The organism is Sodalis sp. (in: enterobacteria) (assembly GCF_047607725.1).
Taxonomy (GTDB): Bacteria; Pseudomonadota; Gammaproteobacteria; order Enterobacterales; family Enterobacteriaceae; genus JBLKSS01.
The window spans coordinates 1-3314 of the sequence record NZ_JBLKSS010000255.1 but is presented as its reverse complement, the minus strand read 5'-3'; the positions used below and the strand labels follow the sequence as shown (position 1 = coordinate 3314).

The following is a 3314-nucleotide window of genomic DNA, read 5'->3' as shown; positions in this document are numbered from 1 at the left end:
CAGGAAAAATAGACTAAAACCGAGTCAGAAGATGAGCGAACACGTGATCGAATATCACTGGAATGGGTGATCGGAAAATATCGGAATAACTGATCGGATGTCGCCGGAACAGATGATCGGATACGTCGGAATCTGCACCTGTATCGAGAGTGGTCAACGTCACTGTCGATATGTCGCCGCGTGCGGCCAGCGCACGGAATTTCGGCGCTTTACTCATTATGGGCACCTCATCGGTCATCGATCCTCTTGAACGACTGCGGTCATACTCGTCTATTGAAGAGGTCGCTACCGATTTCGGCACTGACGCGCCGGAGTACCAGGCGGCGTCACTGTATTACCAGCAATCGCCCCGCCCGGTCGACCTGTTTATCGGGCGCTGGGTCAATGAAGCCTCTGCGGGCCTGCTGCGCGGCGCGATACTGACCGCAGAGCAGGCGAAAATCAGTCACTTCACCGGCGTGACCGATGGCGCAATGAAAATTACCGTCAATGGAAAAGCCGTCAATATTAAGAACGTGGATTTATCGAGAGAAACCAATCTGAACGGTGTTGCGCAGCGTATTGCTGAAAAAATCAATACCGCTACTGTGTTGTGGAATGCCAGCAATAGCCGGTTTGTTGTGACGTCATCAGCGGCAGGCAAGAGCAGCACGGTGGGATTTGCCACTGCTTCGGACAGTGGTACCGATCTTTCCGCGCTGACAGGGTTATCACAGGCGGCTGGCGCAGCACCGGTGGCAGGGATGGACAGTGAAACAGCAGCGCAGGCGGTTGCTACGTTGGCCGATTTTTCCAGCGCCTGGTACGGCCTTATCGTTGCTGCCAATCTGTCGGCTGATGATGTTACCACCATTGTTGACTTTATCGGTGCCAGCAGCACATCACGTATTTTTGGTTTAACCACCGCAGGACACGGCAGCGATTGACACTACCCGAACCGACGATATCGCCTCACAACTCAAGCAGGGCAAGTACGGACGGGTATTCACGCAGTATTCCAGCACGTCGCCTTATGCGGCCGCCTCAGCTTTCGGACGGGCCTTTACGGTCAATTTTGGCGCTAACACCACCACCCTGACCCTGAAGTTCAAGCAGGAGCCGGGCATCCAGGCTGAACTGCTGCGCACGTCTCAAGCGGATGTGCTGGCGGCGAAAAACTACAATGTGTTTGTGCGTTATGACAACGACACGGCTATTCTGCAGGAAGGCGTAATGGCGAACGGCGATTTCTTTGATGAGCGTCACGGCCTCGACTGGTTGCAAAACTACGTGCAGAACAATCTTTATAACCTCCTGTATACCAGCACCACCAAAGTGCCACAGACCGACTCGGGCGCGGTACCCGCCTGCTGGCCTCCGTCGAACAGTCGATGGCGCAGGCCGTCAATAACAGTTTGATTGCGCCAGGTGTGTGGAATGGCGGGGCGGTAAGGCAACTGTCGCCGGGCGATACGCTGACCAAAGGGTATTACGCGTATATTCAGCCGATGGCGGAGCAGGCACAGGCAGACCGTGAAAAACGTAAGGCACCGCCGATCCAGGTGGCCTTTAAACTCGCCGGTGCCGTGCATTTTGCGGATGTGCTGATCACCGTGGTTCGCTGAGGAAAATAATTTATGGCAACTTATTCATTTATGGATGTGTCGGCGTCAATGACGGGGCCGACGGGGGTGATTGATCTCGGCTATGGCTCGGCAAACTCTGAAGAAGGGATTGTGGTGGCCATGACCGAGGCGAAAAACACCATGACCATCGGCGCAGATGGCGAAGGGATGCACAGCCTTCACACCGGAAAATCGGGCACCATCACGATTAACCTGCTGAAAACGTCGCCCGTTAATAAAAAGCTGATGCTGGCCTACAACATCCAAAGCCAGTCCTCGTCCGTCTGGGGCAACAACGTTTTTGTGGTACGTAATCATGCCTCGGGGATATCGCCACGGCGCGTGGTGGCGCGTTTCAGAAAATCCCCGACTGGCAGAATGCTAAAGACGGTAATACGGTCGCCTGGGTGTTTAACTGCATCAAAGTCGATGAATTGCTGGGAGAATTTTAAACGATGGAAAAGAAAACCTGTTTCGTGGACGGTGTGCAGATTGATGAAGATATTACCCGAACCCTGCTCAATGATGTACTGCCCGCCGTTACACGGGTAACGAAGGACAGCGTTATGCGGGGCTTTCCCACAGAGATTGTCAGGGAGCGTGCAAAAACCACCGCCGAAACGGTGGTAAGCGTAATGTCAGCTCTGCTGAAAACTAAAGCTTAGACCAGACCTCAAGAGGATAGGGTAAACCCTCATCAATATACTTTTGAAAAGTATTCTCAGTTTCAATCAATTTACGCAGGTATTCAGCTTCATTCAGAATCTTTTCTGAATTTGCCGAAACATACTGGAGATAATTTATCGCCAGCTCTCTTGCGTTAAGTTTTTCAGACATGCGGACCTCTTTAGTCCTTAGGTGTGAGAGCTAAAAGGATAGCGCTAAGGCTGTCCGCAACCAATTATTCGGAGAAGTTAACCGTGGATATCGAACTGAACGGTAATACCTATCGCGCCGGAAAACTCAGCGTATTTGACCAACTGAAAGTGGCACGAAAACTCCTGCCGGTACTCTCTGGCATGGTCGGTGAGCTGCAAAAGCTACGCGGCGGCGAGGTGGCCATGGAAACCCTGTTGCCTGCCCTGGCCACCGCGATAGGTGATATTCAGGACAGCGACTGCGACGCCATTATTCATGCTTGTTTATCGGTGGTCTCCCGGCAAAACGGCAAGGCATGGATGGCGGTATTCCGCCAAGGGGATCTGATGTTTGATGATATCGACCTTGGGACCCTATTGCAGCTGGTAGCACAGGTGATAGGGGATTCACTGGGAAATTTTTTTCACGCACCCCTCGACGGCGCGACTGTACCCCCACAACCCGCTTAACGCTCGATACGCTTCCTGACGGCGAAGACTATCTAAAAAATCCGGGCGATGCTGGTTATATCCCTTATACCACCCTGAAAGATGGCTCGGTTGATTTGGCTGATATCGCACGCATGAACGACTGGATTGGGTTAACACAGGACAACGAAGTGCGGATAGCGCGATGGAGAGAGACAAACCGTGGCTAATGTTGACACTATCCGCGACTTCCTGGTCAGCCTCGGATTTCAGGTAGATGAATCGTAAGCGCCCCGTGGAGGACGTCTTGAATTATTGGTGGGTTTGTTGTACGGCCCGGTAAGAATATGTTCCACTACGATGCCTAGTGAACCCGCATCCTATAAGGGACGGCTGTCAGATCATGGATAATCCGGCGATGATA

Annotated in this window: 4 protein-coding genes and 2 pseudogenes; 5 read left to right on the top strand and 1 reads right to left on the bottom strand. The window is 52.6% G+C overall.

All coding sequences use genetic code 11. The features are described 5' to 3' along the window. Positions 1 to 149 precede the first annotated feature (149 nt). The 3 genes and pseudogenes from ACMX3H_RS17840 to ACMX3H_RS17830 all read left to right on the top strand — a co-directional run bounded on the left by ACMX3H_RS17840 (position 150) and on the right by ACMX3H_RS17830 (position 2269). Positions 150 to 1604: pseudogene (locus ACMX3H_RS17840) on the top strand (DUF3383 domain-containing protein). A 12-nt stretch (positions 1605 to 1616) separates the two neighbouring features. Next, a pseudogene (locus ACMX3H_RS17835) lies at positions 1617 to 1987 on the top strand (phage protein); the annotation flags it as partial. Positions 1988 to 2059: 72 nt separating this feature from the next. Then, entirely contained in the window at positions 2060 to 2269 is a 210-nt protein-coding gene (locus tag ACMX3H_RS17830) for a hypothetical protein (RefSeq protein WP_415211756.1), read from the top strand. Here ACMX3H_RS17830 and ACMX3H_RS17825 read toward each other — a convergent pair. Next, positions 2259 to 2441: a hypothetical protein gene (locus tag ACMX3H_RS17825; RefSeq protein ID WP_415211755.1), complete on the bottom strand. Its 183-nt coding sequence runs from the start codon at positions 2439 to 2441 to the stop codon at positions 2259 to 2261. The two genes, ACMX3H_RS17830 and ACMX3H_RS17825, sit on opposite strands and share 11 nt — an antisense overlap. Before the next feature lie 83 nt (positions 2442 to 2524). Between ACMX3H_RS17825 and ACMX3H_RS17820 the strand changes: the two genes are divergently transcribed. Then, on the top strand, positions 2525 to 2932 hold the full coding sequence (locus tag ACMX3H_RS17820; protein WP_415211754.1) for a phage tail assembly chaperone: 408 nt from the start codon (positions 2525 to 2527) through the stop codon (positions 2930 to 2932). 59 nt (positions 2933 to 2991) lie between these two features. After that, positions 2992 to 3120, top strand: coding sequence for a DUF6889 family protein (locus ACMX3H_RS17815; RefSeq protein ID WP_415211757.1), 129 nt, complete (start codon positions 2992 to 2994; stop codon positions 3118 to 3120). The last annotated feature ends 194 nt before the right edge of the window (positions 3121 to 3314 follow it).